The sequence below is a fragment of the Oleiphilus sp. HI0066 genome (assembly GCF_001635725.1).
The window spans coordinates 1-13,760 of record NZ_LWFH01001777.1 but is presented as its reverse complement, the minus strand read 5'-3'; the positions used below and the strand labels follow the sequence as shown (position 1 = coordinate 13,760).

General features: G+C 43.7%; 17 protein-coding genes. 6 read left to right on the top strand and 11 right to left on the bottom strand.

The window, feature by feature from the left end:
- Nucleotides 1–738: 738 nt before the first annotated feature.
- The 3 genes from A3738_RS27565 to A3738_RS27555 form a co-directional block, all read right to left on the bottom strand.
- Entirely contained in the window at nt 739–2,232 is a 1,494-nt protein-coding gene (locus tag A3738_RS27565; protein ID WP_197473833.1) for a methyl-accepting chemotaxis protein, read from the bottom strand.
- Between the two features lie 75 nt (nt 2,233–2,307).
- Entirely contained in the window at nt 2,308–2,823 is a 516-nt protein-coding gene (locus A3738_RS27560; RefSeq protein WP_156504546.1) for a DUF6436 domain-containing protein, read from the bottom strand.
- Nucleotides 2,824–2,958: 135 nt separating this feature from the next.
- The gene (locus tag A3738_RS27555) at nt 2,959–3,624 is read right to left on the bottom strand and encodes an SDR family oxidoreductase (protein WP_068501234.1); all 666 of its coding nucleotides are present in this window, start codon (nt 3,622–3,624) and stop codon (nt 2,959–2,961) included.
- Between the two features lie 115 nt (nt 3,625–3,739).
- Between A3738_RS27555 and A3738_RS27550 the strand changes: the two genes are divergently transcribed.
- Nucleotides 3,740–4,987, top strand: a complete 1,248-nt coding sequence (locus tag A3738_RS27550; protein WP_068476303.1) for a NupC/NupG family nucleoside CNT transporter — start codon at nt 3,740–3,742, stop codon at nt 4,985–4,987.
- Between the two features lie 21 nt (nt 4,988–5,008).
- Nucleotides 5,009–5,638, top strand: a complete 630-nt coding sequence (udk, locus tag A3738_RS27545) for a uridine kinase (RefSeq protein WP_068476301.1) — start codon at nt 5,009–5,011, stop codon at nt 5,636–5,638.
- Nucleotides 5,639–5,650: 12 nt separating this feature from the next.
- Here the strand turns inward: udk and A3738_RS27540 are convergent, their stop codons facing one another.
- The 5 genes from A3738_RS27540 to A3738_RS30250 form a co-directional block, all read right to left on the bottom strand.
- The gene (locus A3738_RS27540) at nt 5,651–6,298 is read right to left on the bottom strand and encodes an START domain-containing protein (RefSeq protein WP_068476299.1); all 648 of its coding nucleotides are present in this window, start codon (nt 6,296–6,298) and stop codon (nt 5,651–5,653) included.
- 231 nt (nt 6,299–6,529) lie between these two features.
- Nucleotides 6,530–7,048, bottom strand: a complete 519-nt coding sequence (locus A3738_RS27535) for an START domain-containing protein (RefSeq protein ID WP_068476298.1) — start codon at nt 7,046–7,048, stop codon at nt 6,530–6,532.
- A 67-nt stretch (nt 7,049–7,115) separates the two neighbouring features.
- On the bottom strand, nt 7,116–7,328 hold the full coding sequence (locus A3738_RS32385) for an OmpW family outer membrane protein (RefSeq protein ID WP_255376214.1): 213 nt from the start codon (nt 7,326–7,328) through the stop codon (nt 7,116–7,118).
- 92 nt (nt 7,329–7,420) lie between these two features.
- A complete protein-coding gene (locus tag A3738_RS32380; RefSeq protein WP_255376213.1) occupies nt 7,421–7,627 on the bottom strand; it encodes an OmpW family outer membrane protein in 207 nt (68 codons plus the stop codon).
- Nucleotides 7,628–7,677: 50 nt separating this feature from the next.
- Complete coding sequence (locus tag A3738_RS30250) at nt 7,678–7,851, bottom strand: hypothetical protein (protein ID WP_156502339.1); 174 nt, start codon at nt 7,849–7,851, stop codon at nt 7,678–7,680.
- 275 nt (nt 7,852–8,126) lie between these two features.
- Here A3738_RS30250 and A3738_RS27525 point away from each other — a divergent pair, with 275 nt between their 5' ends.
- From A3738_RS27525 to A3738_RS27510, 4 genes are read left to right on the top strand one after another with little or no spacing between them, the layout of a single operon-like run.
- Entirely contained in the window at nt 8,127–9,011 is an 885-nt protein-coding gene (locus A3738_RS27525; RefSeq protein ID WP_068476295.1) for an alpha/beta fold hydrolase, read from the top strand.
- Between the two features lie 49 nt (nt 9,012–9,060).
- Nucleotides 9,061–9,480 (top strand): hypothetical protein, encoded by a 420-nt coding sequence (locus A3738_RS27520; protein WP_068476294.1) that lies wholly within the window; start codon nt 9,061–9,063, stop codon nt 9,478–9,480.
- A gap of 3 nt (nt 9,481–9,483) precedes the next feature.
- Nucleotides 9,484–9,972 carry a hypothetical protein gene (locus A3738_RS27515; protein ID WP_156502585.1) on the top strand — a complete coding sequence of 163 codons (489 nt, stop codon included), beginning with the start codon at nt 9,484–9,486 and terminating at the stop codon, nt 9,970–9,972.
- Between the two features lie 8 nt (nt 9,973–9,980).
- Complete coding sequence (locus tag A3738_RS27510) at nt 9,981–10,586, top strand: SCO family protein (RefSeq protein ID WP_068476289.1); 606 nt, start codon at nt 9,981–9,983, stop codon at nt 10,584–10,586.
- Here A3738_RS27510 and A3738_RS27505 read toward each other — a convergent pair.
- From A3738_RS27505 to A3738_RS27495, 3 genes are all read right to left on the bottom strand, one after another.
- Complete coding sequence (locus tag A3738_RS27505) at nt 10,583–11,434, bottom strand: hypothetical protein (protein WP_068473074.1); 852 nt, start codon at nt 11,432–11,434, stop codon at nt 10,583–10,585. The genes A3738_RS27510 and A3738_RS27505 overlap by 4 nt on opposite strands.
- Before the next feature lie 59 nt (nt 11,435–11,493).
- Entirely contained in the window at nt 11,494–12,309 is an 816-nt protein-coding gene (locus A3738_RS27500; RefSeq protein WP_068476288.1) for a divergent polysaccharide deacetylase family protein, read from the bottom strand.
- A 55-nt stretch (nt 12,310–12,364) separates the two neighbouring features.
- Nucleotides 12,365–13,760 (bottom strand): S41 family peptidase (locus A3738_RS27495; protein WP_369819842.1); only part of this gene is annotated, 1,396 nt, incomplete at its 5' end.

Sequence of the window (13,760 nt, the reverse complement as noted above, 5' to 3'; positions counted from 1 at the left end):
AACTTTTTGGGCGTACAACAAACATCAAATATACCGGAGAATGCCATGCCACGTTTGGTTGAGTCGGAAGAGACTCTTAGAACAATAAAACAAAAAGCTTTGCGAAACTCGAAATCTCAAAATACCTATGGAAAACGAGCATCATTCAATGTAGGACCTATTGTTGTAAGTTTTGAGGAACGTTGCCAGATAGATCGACATCTGCAGACTCAAACAAAGCACTGAGCCTAATTGGTAGGCAACCTAGTATAATACGTAGCATCGGTTGTATAAGTGCAATATCTTCACACTATACCCATGATGCTGAAATGTATTTGGCCGCCAATGCTAGACTAAACATTCCTTCTTGTTTGACGCAAGTAAGCCCTTGCAATTGCATAGCTCTTCTTCGTTTTTTGGTTGACGGTCAAGGCTACAATGTACAGCTTTTGAGCAGCGTAAATTAACCAGGGTAAGATTTGCATTACTTAGCATTGGCGGTTTTTATCGACATGCCAGTACGGTAGTTTAAAGGTTTCGTCAGGACCTCAAGCTCAATGTGAGCGGTAACGCACACATTGACATTCAAGCGATCGATCACTCACCCAAAAACCATGGTTTTTTCTTGGACAAGCGCAGAATACAAGACAAGTAGCGACTACCTTTCATTTAGCGCGGCATATTGTCGAAACAGTCGCCATAAGAACTACCTAGCCGCGATATCATATTTGAATGGTTTAGTGATCTTCTCACGAAACTTTAAGTACTTTTAAACTTACTGTTTACTGCCTCTAACTGTTTTACATGGAGATCCAATTCTTCGATCATCGAATTGCTGTTTGATATTTGGTCATTGGTCTCGAAGGCCGACGTAACTATCTCGTTTAAGCTTCGACTGATGTCAGCAGTGACCGTACTTTGCTCATTGGCAGAGCTCGCAATAACTTGGTTCATGTCATTGATCTTGTTAATGGCTTGTTCCACTCGTTCGATTAATTCGAGACCTTGGTGTGTGTTTTCAACACAGGTTTTGACTAGAGATTGACTCGCTTCAATCGTACTAACAGCTTTGCCGCTTCCTTTCTGCAAACGTTCAATCATACGATCAATTTCTTCTGTCGATTTCTGCGTACGCATAGCTAGCGATCGGACCTCATCCGCAACTACTGCGAAACCTCGACCTTGCTCACCCGCTCGAGCCGCTTCAATAGCTGCATTGAGAGCAAGAAGATTTGTTTGTTCTGCAATACCACGAATCACATCAAGCAAAGACCCAATTTCAGTGGTTTCTTGATCGAGAGATAAAATGGTTTGCGAAGCTTCGGCAATTTGTTGGTTTAAGTTGAGGATGTTGGTTTCTGTCACTGAACTTGAGTCGCGACATAACTGCGAATTTTGATGTGCAAGAGATGCTGCATCAGCTGCTTGATTTGCGTTATGAGAGACTTCTCTTGCGGATGCTGTCAATTCTTCAACCGCGCTCGCAATCATATCTGTTTGTTGTTGCTGTGTCGAAGATAGTGACTGCAAATTCGTGCTTAGCGTTAGTAATTCGCTCGTTGTATTGTGTGCTTTTGTTGAGCTTTGTGCCACTTGATCTACTAGTTCACAGACCGTTTCGGTGTAGTGATCAAAATCTTGCAGGAGCTTGTTGCTACGACTGGTACGAATCGAAAGGTCAATTTTATCTTCCTTTACGATCGCGCGTGTTGTGGTGCTAAGTTCTATAGATGCGAGGAATTCTTTTTTAAGATCGATAGACATCCATACGATGACAGCGGACTCTATAACAACGTATGCTGCGTGGAGAAATATCACGCTAATGCCAAGTTCTGTGCTGGGTAATACCCAAACATTTACTCCGCCTGATTGCAGATAGAAAAAGCTAAGGTGGTGTGTGGCTATTGTTGCAGCCGCTGCGAGAACCGGGGCCCAGTCTCGATAGTAGAGCAGCAAGGCGATTAACACGAACACACTAAAGTGAAATTCCAGCATGCCGTGTGCTTGCTGAATATGTAGTGACGTCATAATCATAAACGCCGTGCCAATGAAAAGGCGAGTGACTAATGCTCCGGGCGCAAAGTGTCTGATAAGCAGTGCAGTACCAAAAGTACCACCGCCGATAAACATAGCTTCAACCCATGAGTTGTATAATGGAGCAATCGCAAACGAAATGGTAAATAATAAGCTCATGATAGCGAGCATTACTTTATCCGCTTTCATGTAGTGTTCACGCAGCAACGTCTCGTTCACCGAGCTTTCTTGTTTTGAATACATCATAACTTAGACTATCTGTTTACCTGTTTACCTGTTTATCTGTTTATCTGTTTATCTGTTTATTTGTTTATCTATTGAATTATTCCAAGGACAAAAACATCCATTACCTAGCACGTTAAATTGTGGCTGTTTATACCCTTCGTACCATTGTTCTAGACGCGACATGACAAGATCCTCTCCTTGTCCGCATACGTCACCCGAAGAATAGGGACCGTGATAGAGAATTTCGCCCTCTGGTGAAAAGACACTGACAGATGGACTTGATATAGCCCAAAGATTTAAGCCTGATTTTAGCATTGTGCTGTCATTTGATATCATTTCAATATGATTTACATTAGTTAATTCGCGCTTTAACTCACGCATGTGTGGTCTAGCAAAGCGTGTGCAACTGCATTGTTCATCGATATAGTGTACAAGTGTGATTTTTCCTGTTTTATATTCAGGCGTCTGTCTGATGTCTGGAGCATTTTTATGTAAAAATGCACGATAATCAGATGAAAATAGGTGCCATAGTCCGAGGCTAGCGACCAGTAACCACGTGCATGCGAGCGCCCAGATTAGGGGCATGAAGGCGTCTTTTTGGATCTTGTTATCGTTTTTAGACATTAATATCGACTTCGCTCAAAGTTCTATAACTCTTGAATTTGAGAGACGTCCCATATTCTTATCATATTTAGTTCGTGGTCAAGTACCAATACGCAGCTAACAAGGAAGTTGATGATCCTTTGCATGCCAAAATGTTGCCGGGTTCGTGATATTTAGCGCTTCAATTCGGCTTGCGAGTTGTTCTGCAGCTTGATCGGGAGTGACATTACCTATATCGCCAATCATATTCGTTCCGACTAAACCGGGATGCAATATTGCAACCGCAATGTTTTTGTCAGCGAGGTCATGAGCAATCGAAACTGCAGCGGCGTTCAAAGCGCATTTAGACATGCGGTAGCCATATCTTCCACCGCTAGTGTTATCTTCAATAGACCCCATACGGCTGGTGATAAAAGCTATTTTTCCACCATCGGTCATATTGCGCTGAAGAGCTTCTGTAACGCGAAGAGGGCCCAGTGTATTCACCTCAAATTGGTACCGAATAGTTTCGTAGTTTAAGTTTGCGATCTTTTCATCACGCAAGATGCCAGCATTGTTGATCAGAAGGTGGATCTTGGTGTCACCTAATGATTGTTTTAAAGCTGCGATTGAAGAGGGGAGGGTAATGTCGATGTCTTGAACGATTTTGACATCAAGGGCGCTTAGCGCAGGTGAGGGCGTTCGACAGACCGCGATCACGGCCCACCCTAGAGAAACATAGTGTTTGCATAGCGACAGACAAATACCGCGATTGGCACCTGTTACAACGACGACTTGATTCATACTTTACTCAGTAAATTTTCTTTGTTTGATTTTATTGCAAAACTTAGGCTAAACCAGCCAACAATAAAAACTTTGCTACGCTTGCAGCACAATTAATGGCGAAGGATTTGGAGTCATGAGTGTGTTTATTAGCGTTTTGGGTATTCTAGTTTTACTAGGGATTGGCTTTCTTTTGTCTACTAATCGCGGTGCGGTAAATCCTAGAACTGTTTTTGGAGCGCTTGCGATCCAGATAGTCTTGGGAGCATTGGTCTTATATGTGCCGATTGGTCGAGAAATATTAAATACCATTACAGCTGGAGTTGCTCACGTCATTAATTATGCGAATGAAGGGATTGGCTTTTTGTTTGGAGGTCTGGTTAGCGACAAAATGTTTGAAGTCTTTGGTGGAGGCGGATTTGTCTTTGCATTTCGTGTATTGCCGATTGTCGTGTTCTTCTCATCATTAGTTGCTGTGCTGTATTACCTTGGAGTAATGCAGAAAGTGATTCAGTTTTTAGGTGGTGGCTTACGCGAGGTATTAGGGACTAGTAAAACAGAATCTTTATCTGCGACTGCAAATATTTTTGTGAGCCAAACTGAAGCCCCGCTTGTTGTTAAACCTTATATAGCCGGGATGACGCGATCAGAGTTGTTTGCGGTGATGGTCGGCGGCTTAGCCTCGATTGCAGGCTCGGTGATGGTAGGGTATGCCTCGATGGGCGTCGAGTTAAAGTACCTCATTGCGGCAAGCTTCATGGCTGCTCCGGGTGGTTTGTTGATGGCGAAGTTAATTGTGCCAGAAACTGAAACCCCTGAGGAAAATGTGGATGTTGTTGAAGAAGGAAATGATGCCCCAGCCAATGCCATTGATGCCGCTGCAACGGGCGCTTCAAATGGTTTAAAACTCGCTGTGAATATCGGAGCAATGCTGATTGCATTCATCAGCTTGATCGCTTTGTTTAATGGCCTTGTTGGCGGAATAGGAGGCTGGTTCGGATACGGACATTTAACCATTCAAGAAATTCTAGGTTGGGTGTTTGCGCCGATTGCTTGGTTAATTGGAGTGCCGAGCGTCGATATTCAGGCCGTTGGTTCGTTAATTGGTCAAAAACTGATTCTTAATGAATTTGTCGCATATAGCCAATTTTTACCGCATCAAGAGACCATGCAGCCTATTTCGCAAGCGATCACAATATTTGCTTTATGTGGGTTTGCTAATTTTGCCTCAATCGCTGTGCTGCTTGGTGGTTTGGGAATTTTGGCGCCATCTCGTCGTCAAGAAGTCGCGCAATTAGGTATTCGAGCTGTGGCGGCGGCTACCTTGGCAAACTTGATGAGCGCGACCATTGCTGGTTTATTTATCGGGCTTAGTTTGGCTTAGTGATTTTATAAAGGATAAGTGATGAGCGACTCAAGGCCTTTACTGGTTGGTGTAGCAGGCGCTTCTGCCTCAGGAAAAAGTTTGTTAGCGAAAAACTTGAAAGAGAGTTTTCCTAGCGAGTATATACAAGTGATTTCTGAAGACAATTACTATCGCGACCAGTCACATATGAGTATGCAAGAGCGCGAGCAAATCAACTATGACCACCCTAATGCGATTGAACATGATTTATTAAAAGAGCATGTCGCGCAGCTTCGAGAGGGCTTATCGGTTGAAGTGCCTTGTTATGATTTTTCTCAACACACCAGAAGTGCCGATTCGATAGTAATTGAACCCACACCAATTGTTGTAGTGGAAGGAATTTTATTGTTCACGCACACCGACCTCTGTGAGGTGCTAGATCTTAAATTTTTTGTCGATACGCCATTAGATATTTGTTTGTTGAGGCGTATTCAACGAGACACTATTGAGCGAGGTCGATCCGTAGAGTCGGTCATTCACCAGTACAAAAAGACGGTTCGCCCGGGCTATGTGAACTTTATTGCACCAACCAAACAGCAAGCTGACGTCATTATCCCTCGTGGAGGTAAAAACTCAGTCGCGATTGATCTTATTCAAACTAAGTTTAGAGTGCATTGCCGAAAACATTAGGTCTAACTAGTTTTATCCTTTGTTTTGGAAATGCAGTTTTAGATTTTGAAGTGTGTGAAAAGGCTGGTCGATCACGAAAGCATTGGAGAGCCAGGCGGGGATTTTTCCTGTAGGGTTCGCTTCAGTTTCATAGCTGAGTTTTATTTTCTTATCACTGATTGTTTGTAGCTGCCAACGCCCAAAAAGCTCCGTTACTCGCACAAGCTTTTTATGCCTTGGTACCGTTTTTACATCGTCGAGCGCTTGTACATAGATGTCTGCAGATCGCTTTTGATGATCTCTTTCAATCTTTATATCTAGTACGTAATCTCTGTCATTCACGGGCCATGGCGCGCTAGTCACTTGGTAAACGACGTAATGGTCTGGGCTGTGTAGTGTCAGTAGTCGGCTTTCGCTGCAATCATGGAGCCAGTCTGTTGCAAGTGCGGGCTGACTTAAATAAGCCATGGCCTCATCGATGGATGTGTCGAGTTCGACTTCACCTTTAAACATTTTGAAATTCTCAAAACGCGAGTCGCGTGTATATATCTGAATACCTTCTTTGTCTTTTACTAGTTCCCATCCAAAACTAGGGCTAGCAAGTGCGAGTACTGATAAGAGCACGATCGCACAATGCGTAATGATATGTATAAAACGGACTTCTAAAATGTTGCGGGGCATACTAGGCACGGTAAGCGAATATCCTTATTTGCTTTAACGATGAGTGAATCAGCAAGTTTGCTTAGTATGCGTAGATCTTGCTCAGTAGTCTGTGACGTAGAGCGATGTGAGCGTCAAAAGATATGGGTGTCACAAGATGTAGGTGTCAGCCCCCGCTTATTTACCCTGAACGATGCTCCTAAGGTTTTTTAGTGTATTGAAAGGCTGGTCTACAACAAATGCATTCGCTAACTACGCAGGAATATCTCCAGCAGGGTCAGCAGAGGTTTCACAGATGATGTGCAGCAAAGTGGGTGTTTCTCGTGTCAGCGTCCGGCCTCCAATTAGCTCCGTCACGCGCACGCAGTCTTGGTCGGGCACATCAGGTTCCACAAGTGCTGAAAACCTAACGACGGCCTTGTTTGAGTTTGTTTGCGAAACCTTCATTTTCAGAACGAAGTTGCGATTTGTGATGGGCCAAGGCACGCTTGTCTCTTGATAGACAATAATCTCGTTTTCAGAGACTTGCTCAATTATCTGGTTCTTTATGTATTCGTGTAGCCAATCATCTATGCTCTCTAAATTTTTTATCACCATTAATACGTCAGATAGTTGGGCAGTAATGTGCTTTTCACCACGGAATGCTTTGAAGTCTGAGCCTTCGATTTCATTTGTGAAAATCTTGATTCCATCGTTGCTCTTCTCTAGCTCCCAAGCATGAATTGAGGATATTGAGAACAGTAGCCATGAGATAAGAGTAAGTATTTGCATTTTGAGCCTTTTATTTCGAACAAAAAAAGGGAGTCAAAAGACTCCCCAAGCTTGCCATCATATAAGCCTAGAACGTATATGAGATACCTAACATGTAAATAGATGGATCGATATCAACATCAACGCTTGCTTTGACTTTACCAGCGTTACTATCGGTAGTGATCTCAGCCTTGGTGTCGATGTCTATCCAGTAGTAAGAGCCATTCAAATCAATGCTGTCAGTCAATACATAATCAAAGCCGGCATGAATAGCGACGCCGGTGCTGTCTTCCAATTCAATTTTTGTATTGCTTACGCTTGTAATACCCTCCGGGCCACCTTCGGCTGCCGCAGCGAGTGTTTCGAAAGTTGCCGCGTTACATAATGCCGGTGTTACTTTCCTTCAAAGAACGCTGTGTAGTTTAGACTCATGCCAACATAGGGTTGGAATTTTGAGCCGCTGTTTATGAGGTGGTAATTCAATGTCACCGTTGGTGATAAGCGTTTTGTCGAAGCGATGTCGGCATTTATCGCAAGGCTAATGTCATGCTCAAAAGGTGTGACGCCAAGCACTTCAATGGCTAATGTGTCGCTAAACATATAGATTCCGCTTAAGCCTAGTTGGGTATCGCTATCTACATCTACATTGCCTATGCCAGTATTGCCAAATGCTGGCGTATCGATCCGATTAAGCCGCTAGACGCATCAGAAGATACTTTTGCAGCGCCGCCGCGAACAATAATGTCGCTTTCTTGATAGGCGAATGAATTTCCTGAAAAACCAAAGGATGCGGCTGCTAGGGAAAGAATACTTTTCTTGAACATAATCTTTCTCGATCTTTGTTGTAGATAAATTAATCCGTGAACTTGGAATCGAGTGTACAAACTTTCTGGTTGGTTTGACTTGATCTAGCTCAATTTGGCTCGCCATCACCAGTTGGTACATAGCAAAGTGCTCAGCTAGTTTACGTAGGTCAATTTAGACCAGAATTGCTATGTAGGCCGAAATAATCAGCTCAATTATCACTTTGGGAGTGGCTCTTTGATGTCGTGTTTCTTAAGCTTCTGCGCAACAATAAATAACTGAAAGCGAGTAGGCATTGAACGACGCACAAAAGGCTTTAGCGCAGTGGCGTGAACAAGGAAGATTTTTTGAATTTGAAGGGCATCAGGTGTTTTATCAGGATTCACAGGATGCCAATAAACCAGTTTTAGTAATGTTGCATGGCTTTCCAACATCGAGTTGGGACTGGCAAGAAATATGGCCAAGGTTAACGCAGTATTTTCGCGTGATTACCTTCGACTTCTTAGGATTTGGTTTTTCAGACAAACCTAACTTGCCGAAATATTCGATCATGATGCAGGCGAGTATTGCTGAAGCTCTCGTGAATGCGTGTGGTGTTGCGGAGTACCATTTACTTGCACATGATTATGGTAATACCGTTGCGCAGGAACTTTTGGCTCGCAATCAAGAGAATCCAGATGCCAAGATATTGTCTTGTGTATTCTTGAATGGCGGATTATTTCCAGAAGTACATCGCCCTTTATTAACGCAAAAATTGCTGCGTAGTCCGTTTGGGAAGTTTTTCGCTCGTATGGCGAGCCTTAGAAGTTTTGTCAGTAGCTTTAACACGATCTGTGCGGTGAAATTGCCTAAAGATTTATTGCAAGAACATTTCAACTTGTTAGCGCGTGAGAACGGTCGCCATTGCATGGTTAAGCTAGTGGGGTATATGGATGAGCGTGCGCTTCACCGAGAGCGCTGGGTTGGCAGTGTAGTCAATAGTGCAATTCCACTACGCTTTATCAATGGCGTTGAGGATCCTATTTCTGGCCTGCATATGGCGGCACGTTTTGAGGAACTTGTGCCAAATCCAGATGTGATCAAATTGAGTGGTATCGGGCATTACCCTCAGAACGAAGCTCCAGAGGATGTGCTGCGTGCAGCAATTTCGTTTTGGCAGAGTAATAATGTCATTGAATGACGGATCGAACACTGGTGTAATCGACGCTCAAATTTGAAAGGAGTGATATGTGTTTAAAACGCTACTAAGTTTTCGTGCCGGATTACTGATTGTGATTGCTTCTCTACTAAGCGCATGTGTTACGACTTATCAAGCTGCTGATGGTGGTCCTGCAGGTTTTAGAAATCTGCAAATCGATAAAATGAGCTATTACGTTGAATACACCGAGGCTGCGAGCGTTTCATGGGAGCAGATAGAACAATTTGCATTGAAGCGCTGTGCTGAAATTGCGAAAGAGCGTGGCTACTTGGTGTTTGATGCTGAGGTGTTGGACCGCAAGTCTGTGTTTCTCGAAAGTAGTGTTGATGAAATTCAAATCCACTCGATGGGTAATCTAGCCAACGAGCCTCCTGTTCATCATACCTATAAAGCCGGTGCTACGATCGAAGGGAAGCGTGTCACGTTCAAGCTTACGCTCATTGATGAGTAAGGCATGCAAATGTTTCGAGGGCTAATATGCCTGTTGTTTTGTTGGGGTATTAGTGGCTGTTCTTCTGATTCTGATTTGGAGCGAACTTCACTTCAATTTACATGTCTAGAGACACAAGAAAGTTGTTCGGTAAGTCTTTCTAACGCGAAGAACTCTGATCAATCCACGAAGCCAGAAGAGTTTGTTTTAAGGTTAATGCAGTCAGAATTGCCAGCCCTTAAACCTTTAGATTTTTATTTTTTCAGTTCTCATTCCTCTATTGATAAAGATTTTGTTGTGGAAAAGGCATGGATCGGAGGGCGAGACATGTTTATGGGAGAACATGATTTCACCATCACTATGCAGGACGAGGTCGCGCAGTTGCAGGGCATGATTCCGGTATGCGTGACGGGTGATAGTATGATCTGGCGTTTGCATATACAGGCTCTAGTAGGTGGGTCTGCCTATACTTTTTTTGCAGATTTTCATTCAAGGTCGGATTCACATAATTAGGAAATAACATGTCAAAAGCACAGGGTATTGTTTTTAGTTTGTCGCTGATTATTGTGGGTGTTTTGAGCTTTAAGTTGTATCAGCAAAGTGCGCAAAAAGAACCTGAGGATGTGAAGGCCGCTTATTTGACTGCTGGTGATTTTATGCTGGAAAGCGGGGGAGAAACTTTCTCCAGCAAGACACTTCGAGGCCAGCCTTACATTTTATATTTTGGTTTTACGTCTTGTCCGGATGTCTGTCCTCTGGGTTTGACCGTTATTAGAGATGCGCTTAACAGCTCTGATCAGTTAAATGATATTCCCGCTGTGTTTGTGAGTGTCGATCCGGAGCGAGATACGAGTGAAGTGTTAGGATCTTATGTGTCCTTTTTCCATCCAAATATCATTCCTGTTCGAGGCGATTTAGTGGCGACACAAGAGCTCGCTAAACGATATGGGACATATTTTATCAAAGCGCCTTTATCGACTGGTGCGAGTGACGACCCGACCCAGTACACGATTGATCATACTGCCTATTATTTCGTGGTTGATGGTCAGGGTAAGCTAGTTAGAGTATTAGAACATAACGCCAAACCTGAGGAATTATCTCAGGCTCTACTGAAGTTGCTTAGCTAAGCAACTTCAGTCTGCGGCAACGCCATGGTCTCAGTTTTGCAATTTATCAGCATGAGTGGTGCTTGATCTTCATTTCGAAGAAAACCTTCTATGTGGTAATCCTCGGTTCGCTCTTTCATAAGGCCTTGAGCGGAAGCGTCTAGGCTAAAGTTCGACCAATCGTAGTTTACGATGTCTTTGATGTTGTCGAGCCTAAGCGCTGAAATCCTACCTTCGTCATGTTCAACAAATAAGATAATCGGGCGGATGCTATTTTCTGCGCGCTCTTTTGCTTGTTGAATATGATTGTGGAATGTTTTGAGCGAGTTTTCGTTGATACGTTTGAGTAAAAGCGAGGCTTGATCAGATTGTTTGTTCATATGAGATAGTTGATCGAAGGCGCGATGCAATTCTTTAGCTGGTTCAGCAAGTGCGTTGATCACTTCCATGAGTTCTATATTTGAGTTTTTATAGGACTCTGCCCACTTAATAAACTCACTTGCTAGTTTTGGCATAATCGGACGCGCCACATGCTCTTCGTCATGTATGCTATTTTCGATCTGTTCAAACCATTGATTGTAGGCACTTTCGTATTCAACCAAACTGTCAATCAGAGATAGCATGCGAGCTTGATAGTCTTCAGCGCCGATCAACTTATTAAAGTCATACAATTCGACGGTTGAATTTTGATAGGTAATCACTTCGTGATTAAAGCTGTTGAGTTCGTCGAGTTGAATGTTGCGCTTCACATCTTTTTCGATATAGAGCACTTGCTGCAGTGGGATGGCGAATGCAGCGTCTTTTGTCGAAAAGGTAATTACTGACAACTTGCTGTCTTTAAACAACGCGTAGGCGCTTTCCTCACTCATAGCATCTCTCCCAGTCAACGGAACGTGGTTTTTAAGTGGAGCTAAGTATAGTCGAGGCTTTAGAAGTCTCCAGAAAACGCTAACTGGGTATTTTTTGTAGGTTTTTCACTTGGGAACATGGCCTTGTTTGGATGCTGTATCTGCCATAAACCGCTGACTGTGGCGATGGATATTCCTTGTTCCCCCAATCTTGGGAGTGCCGATTTTAAGTGGGTGATCGTGACAGGGTAAGGGTGGCCAATCGCAATGGCAGCTCCTTTACGCTTTGCAATCTTTATTAATTTCTCAAACTGGCTTGCTACGTATTGCGGTGTTTGCTCGTGGTCTAAGAACACGTCACGCACTAGCGTTGGGATACCAAATTCGATTGCCGTTTTCGCCGCGACCGAATCCGCAGAGGTTTTACTATCCAAAAAATAATAAGGGTGCTGAGCTAAGGACTCCATGACCCATAACATAGATTGCTTGTTAGTAGTGAGAGCGCTACCAGTATGATTATTCATGCCTTTGATATAAGGAATACTTTCAAGACTTGAGTTAAGCGTGGTTTGCGTCAAGGTCTTATCCATATTGGCAGTTAATCCGCCTCGTCCGAGAGAAAACTTTCGAGTGTTCTCCATCGGCGCGTGCAGCATGATCTCTTTGCCTTGGCTGTAGCCGCGAATAGCTAAAGTCTTCGTATACTGACGGTGTGGTAAAAATGCGAGCGTGAGCGGGTAGGGAAGATCCGTAAGCGTTTTACCGCGTTCAAGGTGATGACCTAGATCGTCGATGACAATTGCAATGGTTGCTTGAGGGACAGATTCGGCTTGCGCAAGGAGGCTGAGACTTAGTCCTAGTGCGATGAATGAGATTTGTCTGAGAGTGTTAAGCATATCTTCATAACAAAGCCCAAGCGGAGCTTGGGCTTTTATTAGCGGTAACTCGAATTTAGATATCTATTTTTAGGATATCAATGGCTTTCAACAGACTGAGTGCTTCTTGTAACTGGAAGTCTTTTTCGAGACGTTCTTTCATATTGCTATCATCACCGTTTTCTTCATCTTGAGTTCCAGCGTTATCGGAATCGTTACCGTTGCTCAAGTGGCCTTCTAAGTCGGCTTCACGGTAGAAGTCAGGCTTTTGCTCATCGCCTAATTTGGCGCGATTTACGACAATGTCTGGCACGATGCCTTGTGCTTGGATAGATCTTCCGTTTGGCGTGAAGTAGCGAGCTGTTGTTAGTTTTAATGCATGATCTTCGTCTAACTGCAGTACATTTTGAACAGAGCCTTTACCGAAGCTTTGAGTTCCCATGATCACTGCACGTTTATGATCTTGGAGCGCGCCAGCTAAAATTTCTGAAGCAGATGCTGAACCGGTATCAATCAGCACGATAATAGGTAGTCCATTTAGTGCATCCCCTTCGGTGGCACTAAAGCTAAGGTCCGCAATTTCAGAGCGACCCTTTGTATAGACAATAAGGCCTTCTTCTAATAGCTCATCAGCAATTTGTACCGCCGCCTGCAATACACCACCGGGGTTGTTTCGAAGGTCGATGATTAGGCCGCTTAGCTCAGGATTTTCTTCTTTGAGTTTCTCGAGACGATTTGCGAATTGATCGCCTGAATTGGCTTGGAATTGCGCAATGCGCAAGTAGCCATATTTTTCATCAAGAATGAGAGAACGAACACTTGGCGTCTTGATTTCAGCGCGCGTTAGCGTCATTTCGATAGGCTCTCGCGTGCCCGAACGTACTAATTTAATTTTGATTTTTGTGCCGACTTCGCCACGCATCTTTTCAACAGCTTGGCTGAGGCTCATGCCTTTGACTGGCTTGTCGTCTAGTTCAATGATCAAGTCGCCAGCTTCAATTCCACCAAGATGAGCAGGTGTTTCGTCGATGGGAGCGATAACTTTGACGAAGCCATTCTCCATACCTACTTCAATTCCTAATCCACCAAAAGAGCCAGAAGTGTTTTGCTTCAGGTCGTCGTATGCGACAGGCTCTAGATAAGAAGAGTGTGGGTCTAGACCGTTTAGCATTCCCCGAATGGCGTGCTTGATGAGCGTCTGGTCATCAATTTCCTCGACATAAGCAGCTTTGATCTTTCCGAATACGTCAGCGAATTTTCTGAGATCATTCAGTGGGAGCGGGTCTGGTTGAGCATTCTCAGAATTGTCGTCTTTAGCAACAGCTTCAGAGGGGGTTCCAGATTCAGTGTTCGTTGTATTTTCAGGACTAGAGGTATCGTCTGCGAATGATACAGCGCTGTATGCTGTAATCGTGATTATTAAAGCTCTGAGTAAATTCAAATTCATTCCTGACTTCCTGATGTTATTTGCT